At 38.2% G+C, this 7,363-nt stretch carries 5 protein-coding genes; 3 read left to right on the forward strand and 2 right to left on the reverse strand.

Going from position 1 to position 7,363, the window contains the following annotated elements; genetic code table 11:
* Nucleotides 1–28 precede the first annotated feature (28 nt).
* The 3 genes from ACTBZY_RS01180 (at nt 29) to mtaB (ending at nt 4,851) form a co-directional block, all read left to right on the forward strand.
* Nucleotides 29–1,873, forward strand: coding sequence for an LTA synthase family protein (locus ACTBZY_RS01180; protein ID WP_463044487.1), 1,845 nt, complete (start codon nt 29–31; stop codon nt 1,871–1,873).
* Nucleotides 1,874–2,028: 155 nt separating this feature from the next.
* Nucleotides 2,029–3,051, forward strand: a complete 1,023-nt coding sequence (locus tag ACTBZY_RS01185) for a glutamine synthetase beta-grasp domain-containing protein (RefSeq protein ID WP_463044488.1) — start codon at nt 2,029–2,031, stop codon at nt 3,049–3,051.
* Nucleotides 3,052–3,507: 456 nt separating this feature from the next.
* Nucleotides 3,508–4,851: a tRNA (N(6)-L-threonylcarbamoyladenosine(37)-C(2))-methylthiotransferase MtaB gene (gene mtaB / locus ACTBZY_RS01190; protein WP_463044489.1), complete on the forward strand. Its 1,344-nt coding sequence runs from the start codon at nt 3,508–3,510 to the stop codon at nt 4,849–4,851.
* Nucleotides 4,852–4,876: 25 nt separating this feature from the next.
* Here mtaB and ACTBZY_RS01195 read toward each other — a convergent pair whose 3' ends face one another.
* Entirely contained in the window at nt 4,877–6,127 is a 1,251-nt protein-coding gene (locus ACTBZY_RS01195) for a TolB family protein (RefSeq protein WP_463044490.1), read from the reverse strand.
* Nucleotides 6,128–6,139: 12 nt separating this feature from the next.
* A complete protein-coding gene (locus tag ACTBZY_RS01200) occupies nt 6,140–7,273 on the reverse strand; it encodes a mannonate dehydratase (protein ID WP_463044491.1) in 1,134 nt (377 codons plus the stop codon).
* Nucleotides 7,274–7,363 lie beyond the last annotated feature (90 nt).

Raw genomic sequence — 7,363 nt, forward strand, 5'->3', positions numbered from 1 at the left:
TGACCCAAAGGTCACAATTTACTGCTGAATGAAAGAAAGAATACAATTTTTGTTTATATATTTTGGTTTCTGGGTTGCCTATTTTCTGGCTGCCAGACTAATTTTTCTTGGCTACCATATCAATGAGGCCAAATTGCTCACTTTGGAAACGCTATTTGGCGTTTTCTGGAACGGTATCCGGATGGACATGTCCATGGCGGGCTATTTCAGCATTTTCCCTTTTTTCTGGGTGGCATTTTCCAATTTTATCAAAAAAAGTATTTTTGAAAGAGGACTCTATGGCTACACCCTAATTTTAGTTTTTCTAGTAACACTTATTACCGTAGTTGATCTTGAAGTATATCATGTTTGGGATTATAGGCTGGACGCCACACCTCTGCAATATCTAAGTACGCCTAAAGAGGCTTGGGCCTCGGTTAGATCTTCACCGATTTTTAGGTTGATTTTGAGTTACATCCTTTTAATTATCATAGCCAGCTTTTTTGTTTACAGGATTATTGGCAAAAAAATCAATGCCTGGAATAGTATCAAGAAGTGGCCATTTATGCCTATCTGTATATTCATGGCATTCCTTCTTATTGTGCCTATTAGAGGTGGCTTTGGAATAGCTCCGATGAACCAGAGTACGGTATACTTTTCTGAGAATAATTTTGCCAATATCTCTGCAGTTAATGCCTCATGGAATTTTTTTAGTTCACTGGTGAACAATAGAAATGAGAAGGTAAATCCATATACTTACCTTCCAAAAGAGGAGATTTCTGCTTCTATGTCGCAGTTATACCCTAGTGAAAATATTTCTGATATTGTTATAGATGAGCACATTGAAAAGCCGAACGTGCTTATTATCGTTTGGGAGAGTTTTACAGAGAAAGTGGTTGATAAGTTTGTCGATGGCATTGAGGTAACTCCAAATTTCAATAGACTTAAAAAAGAAGGTGTTTATTTTTCAAACACCTATGCTTCTGGAGACAGAACGGATAAAGGATTGGTGGCTATTTTGAGTGGTTATCCTTCTCAACCAACACAGTCTGTTATTAAGGAGCCAAAGAAGACCGCTAAAATGCCAATTCTCACGAAAGACTTCCAACGTGCTGGATACAGAACTTCCTTTTATTACGGAGGTGAAACAGAATTTGCCAACATCAAAAGCTATCTATATGCTGGAGATTTTGAAAAAATAATCGATTTAAATGATTTTCCAGATGACCTTTTTATAACCAAATGGGGCGTTCATGATGAAGTGATTTTCAACAAATACTTGGCAGACCACAGTTACCCTAAAAAGGATCCATTCTTTGAAACGCTGCTTACCCTCAGTAGCCATGAGCCTTTTGATGTGCCATTGGATTCGGCAAGAATTGCTGGAGATTCAGAAGAAGACCTCTTTCTAAATTCCCTTTATTATACAGATAGAGAATTTGGACGATTCATAGATTCTGCCAAAACTCAGCCATGGTGGAATAACACCGTAATAGTGATTTTGGGAGACCACGGACATAGGCTTCCTGAGTCTATCAAGAAATCCAACAATTTCAGAATCCCAATGCTTTGGACTGGTGGAGCTATTAAATCACCAAAAGTAGTTACGGAGATCGTATCCCAAATAGACCTGTCTAAAACACTACTGAATAACCTGAAATTGCCATCCGACAAATATATTTGGAGTAAAGATGCCCTTCTAAAAAAAGACAAACCAGAATGGGCATACTTTAGTTTTAGTGATGGATTTGGCTTTATTCAAAAGGGTAAAGAGCTTCTATTTGACAATATCGGAAAAAAAATAATTTCGTCGGAAGGCCCAATCACCAAAGAAGATATCAAGAATGCTAAAGCTCTCCAACAAAAAACCTATCAAGATTATATTGACAAATAGATCGCTTAGAACATATCTATACTTTATTGTACTATTCTAACAAAGTAGAAGAATAAACTTCAAAATTGCCTTTTGGGTATATAATATACTGACTTTTCATATATATTTGTTCTATAATTTTCTGAATTAATCAATTTCAACAATTAATCACAATCATGGCAAAAATTAAGTTAGAATACCTTTGGCTAGACGGTTATTTCCCTACTCAAAACATTAGAAGCAAGACTAAAGTAGAGGAGCACGAAGATTTTAAAGGTACTTTAGAAGAGATTGGCAATTGGTCATTTGACGGCTCTTCAACGCAACAAGCAGAAGGAGGTTCTTCTGACTGTTTATTAGTTCCTGTAGCGATCTATCCAGATCCTGAGAGAATTAACGGATGGTTGGTTATGAATGAAGTAATGAATGCAGATGGAACACCTCACGTTTCTAATGGTAGAGCTACTATCGACGATGATGATAATGATTTTTGGTTTGGATTTGAGCAGGAGTATTTTATCATGGATACTGCTACTTTGCTTCCTTTAGGATTCCCAATTGGTGGCTATCCTGCTCCACAAGGAATGTATTACTGTTCTGTAGGTGGTAAAAATACTCACGGTAGAGAATTGGTAGAAAGACACGCAGATTTATGTATTGAAGCTGGCCTTAACTTTGAAGGTATTAACCAAGAAGTGGCTTGTGGACAGTGGGAATTCCAATTGTTTGCCAAAGGTGCTAAATTAGCTGGAGACGAACTTTGGATCGCAAGATATTTATTAGATAGATTAACAGAGCAATACGGCTACTATATAGAGTATCACCCAAAACCTCTTGGAAAAGATATGGATTGGAATGGTTCAGGTATGCATGCCAACTTCTCTAACAGCATATTAAGAACATGTGGAGACAAGGAAGTTTATGCTGCTATCTGTGAGTCATTCCGTAGTGTTGTGCCTGAGCATATAGCCGTTTATGGAGAGTTTAACGACCAACGTTTAACTGGTAAGCACGAAACTGCTTCTATTCATGATTTCTCTTGGGGAATTTCTGATAGAGGAGCATCAATTCGTATTCCTTTAATAGCAGTTCAAAAAGGCTGGAAAGGATGGTTAGAAGACAGAAGACCCGCTTCTAATGGTGATCCTTACAAGATTGCTGGTAGAATTGTTAAAACTGTAAAAAGTGCTAAAATCTAATTAGATTTTAAACAGATATTCTTAAAACTCTCAGACTAGTTCTGAGAGTTTTTTTTTATTATCGCAGTTTTAAATATTACCCAAATTTTGCATTAGAAAACCGCTCGATATCATCACGATTTCCTTAAACCCGGATTATGTGCGTTGGGGAATCGTTATGAAACGTTAAACTGCAACAAATCAGACAATTAAACGAAATTAATTTAGCTGTTTAACTTGAGCTTTTTGTCGAAGGGCTATGGTGATTGAGTTTAAATGGGTTTACGAACTGATTTGAAGATATTTAGCTACGGTCCCGATAAAATCGGGAGATTGCCTAATGCATAAAGCGGGTTAAATCCAATACCCACAGCAGTATGTTTTTCGAATTAAAATGCCTGCTATATGGCGGTTAAAAATCTCATTACGATCGTCTGATAAATAATTCGGGTTAAACTGCTTACCTTTGTGGCTGAAATGAAAAAAGTAGCGTTTTACACTCTAGGCTGTAAGTTAAATTACTCAGAGACCTCTACCATTGGTAGAATGTTTGAGGAGAAGGGATATTCAAAAGTAGACTTTTCGGAATCCCCCGATATATTTATCATTAATACCTGCTCTGTTACAGACAATGCTGACAAAAAGTGTAGAAAGATCGTAAGGGAGGCGAATGCCATAAATCCAGATGGCTATGTGGCCATAATAGGATGTTATGCCCAACTAAAACCTAAAGAAATCTCCGAGATTCCAGGAGTGGACGCTGTTTTAGGTGCCGCAGAGAAATTTCGTTTGTTAGACTTATTAGGTGATTTTGTCAAAGAGCCTTCAATAGCAAATGTGCTACCTGTAGGCAAAGTTTTTGCTTCCGAAATAGACGAACAGAAATTAGAATACCATACCTCCTACTCTTTAAACGATAGAACACGTACTTTTTTAAAAGTACAAGATGGGTGTGATTATCCTTGTACCTACTGTACTATTCCGCTGGCACGCGGAAAAAGCCGCTCTGATACTGTGGCCAACATTGTTAAAGCAGCAGAGGAGATTGCGGCTAATGATGTTAAAGAAATTGTTTTGACAGGTGTTAATATTGGAGATTTTGGTCTACGAAACGGAATTAAAGAAGAGACGTTCTTAGATTTAATTCAGGCACTAGACCGAGTGGAAGGTATTGAAAGGTTCCGTATATCTAGTATTGAGCCTAACCTTTTAAGCAATGAAGCCATCGATTTTGTGGCTTCTTCAAAGCGTTTTGTTCCGCATTTTCATATACCGCTTCAATCTGGAAGTCCAGAAGTTTTGAGACTGATGAAACGGCGTTATAAGAAAGAGTTATACATTGATAGAGTGACTCAAATCAAGTCGCTCATGCCAGATTGTTGTATTGGTGTAGATGTTATTGTAGGGCATCCAGGTGAAACAGAAGAGCGTTTTCTAGAGACCTACAACTACCTGAACGAACTAGATGTAAGCTATCTACATGTTTTTTCATATTCCGAAAGAGCAAACACGGAGGCCGTGGCTATTCATCCCAAAGTGAGCAAGCAGGACAAAGCCAAGCGTTCAAAAATGCTTCATATTCTTTCTGAGAAAAAGAAAAGAGCTTTTTACGAAAGCCAAGTTGGCAAAACAAAGAACGTCTTGTTTGAAGACGATGTAGAAGAAGGTCAAATGCATGGATGGACAGAAAACTACGTCAGAATAACGGCCAAATACGATCCACTGCTTATCAATACCACCAAAGAAGTTTCTTTGACTGGTTTTAGCGAAAATGGATTAGTAGAAGTTTCTGAAACTGATTTAGTTTTTGAGAAGCACTAATTGCCTCTCAAAACGCTATCTTTTTTTAGTTTATTTTATCTGAATACGTCACAAATACCAGTGACTTTCCATCAGCACTCCAAGCGTATTTATCAAAGCTTCCTTTACCGCCAAAAATGTAAGCCACTGTTTTAGGTGCACCGCCATCTGTCGCCATTACTTTAATGGATGCCTTTTGATAGGAACCCAGTGCACTAGGGTTTGACATGTTTGACATGGAAAGATATGCGATGTACTTTCCGTCTGGCGATAAATAAGGATTCCAAGCATGGTCTAAATCATGAGTCCATTGCATTTCAATATCTCCCCTTTTACGCCAAATTTGATTGGTGCTATTCTTCCCTTTTGAATAATAAGCGTACATGCCATCCGACTGTCTTGAGTCCGTTGATGTAGCCGTTCTTATTTCATTAACTTTACCTCCATTCACGGGAATATTGAAAGATTTACCCTCCTTTTGAAAGATAATATGGCTATTTCCTGCAAATACAGCTGAAGTGATATGCTCATGCGATTCTAATAAAACTTTTCTTTCTCCAGTGTTTACATTTAAGGTTTCTATCCTACTTCCATATTTTACGCCTTCATGTGATATGGTTTTAATCAGCCTGTTTGGATGCCAGTCGGGCTCAATGGGTGTAGAAATTCTAACATTCCAAACCTTCACTTCTTGTATGTCCTCTGGGTCATGAGCTAATGAATATAAGCCCAAAAGAAGCTCTTTGTTTAGTTCAGGAAAGTAAGCGGAGCCCACTTCTTCTAAAGGCTCACCTGGATGTGCCATACGCATGGTCAAATAATCGCCCTTTCTTTCGAGCTGAATAATACTTTCACCAAAATATTGTTTTGGAAAAAATACTTCCTCTTCTGGGTCCCGCATATAAGCTCCTCTCATAAGTCTCCATTGCATCACCACTAGGCCATCGCCATGGATACAAGTATTGACACTTTTGGCGTCATGGTCGGTGTTTTCTCTAAGCATCCATCCCGTTTTACGGTGGGCATTACCATTTTCATTTCCTATCAATTCAAAATTTGCGGTGGCAATGAAATCACCTTTAATATGCTTAAAGAGATAATGAAATTCGTCATGATTAAACCAGATATTACTTCCACCGCCTTTTAAAGTGTAGGCTTGAGTAGTTTCATTATAAACGGAAGAGCCTTTCATCTTAGGTTCTCCAATATCTAATCCATTTTCGAACTGTCCGATTTGAGCCCATAAAAGGGTCGGGAAAAGTAGCATTAAAGCTACATGAAAGTATTTTTTATTCATATTAGGGTTGTATTAAGTTTTACTGACACTTTCTATTAAACCACGTATATAGCCAATGGCATATAAGGTTCCAATGGTACTATAACCAGCATGATCATTACTGTCACCATACATGGTGGGTACGTGGTCTGGTCTCATAGGTCCTTTGAATCCAATGTTATAATAGGCATGCATAGCGGCGTACATATCTGTTTTTCCGTCATCGTGAAAAGTCTCTTCGAATTTATTTTTTGAGCCTCTTACATCTCTAAAATGCACAAAATGTATGGCATCTCTTTTTCCGAAATACTCAATAGCAGCAGGAATGTCTTCCCCTTCACCCTCACTTCCCATAGAAGCGAAACTTCCTTGACAAAACGTGATGCCATTGCTAGGACTAGGGTATAAATCTAACATCCTTTTAAAGGCCGAAACAGAAGTCATAATTCTGGGAATTCCTCTTATGCTATCAATCGGTGGGTCATCAGGATGAAGAGCAAGCTTTACGCCTGCCTTTTCCGCTTCTGGAATTACGGCGTTCAGGAAATACGCCATATTATCCCACATCTTCTCATGCGTTAAATCCCCATATTCGGTAATTATCGGTTCGTCTTTTACATCATTAATATCAAAGGCACTTACTAAAGCCCCACCCCTACTGGATTTTGCAATATCTGACCTAGCCCAACTTATAACAGGCATCCAATTATGGCAAACAGTGTCGATCCCTACAGCTGCGATATTTTTTATAAAAGTTATGAAGTTCTCAATTTCTTCATCTCGTCCTTCTAAACCTAATTTTGTTTTGGTGTTTAATGAAGGCGGGCCTTCAATAACTTTGAGTTGAAGCCCTTCTCTATCCCAGGCCTCTTTTATAGCCTTTATAGCCTTGAATTCATAGTTCTTTTCTCCACTTAAACCTACCATACCAGGGTTTATGCCACCTACGGCTCCATAGACAGCCATTTGCTTGGCTAAAGCAACTTTTGCGGGCTCAATGCCCCAGAAATATGCAAGGCTGAGCTGAATGCCAGCATCTTTGCTTAAATCATCTGCGGTTTTTTTAGCATAATAAAATGCTCGGGAACTAGGTGCTGAAGAGACCAATGCACCTGCAGCAGCTAGAGCCACAGACTTTTTGATAAAATCTCGACGTTTGTTTTTCATTTCAACAGGAACGTTTTTAGGGTATCAAGCTAATCCTTTTCAGGTAAAAATATTAAAAACATAGACCAACCATCCAAAAGGGTCTTTATA

The sequence above is a fragment of the Arcticibacterium sp. genome, from assembly GCF_055134445.1.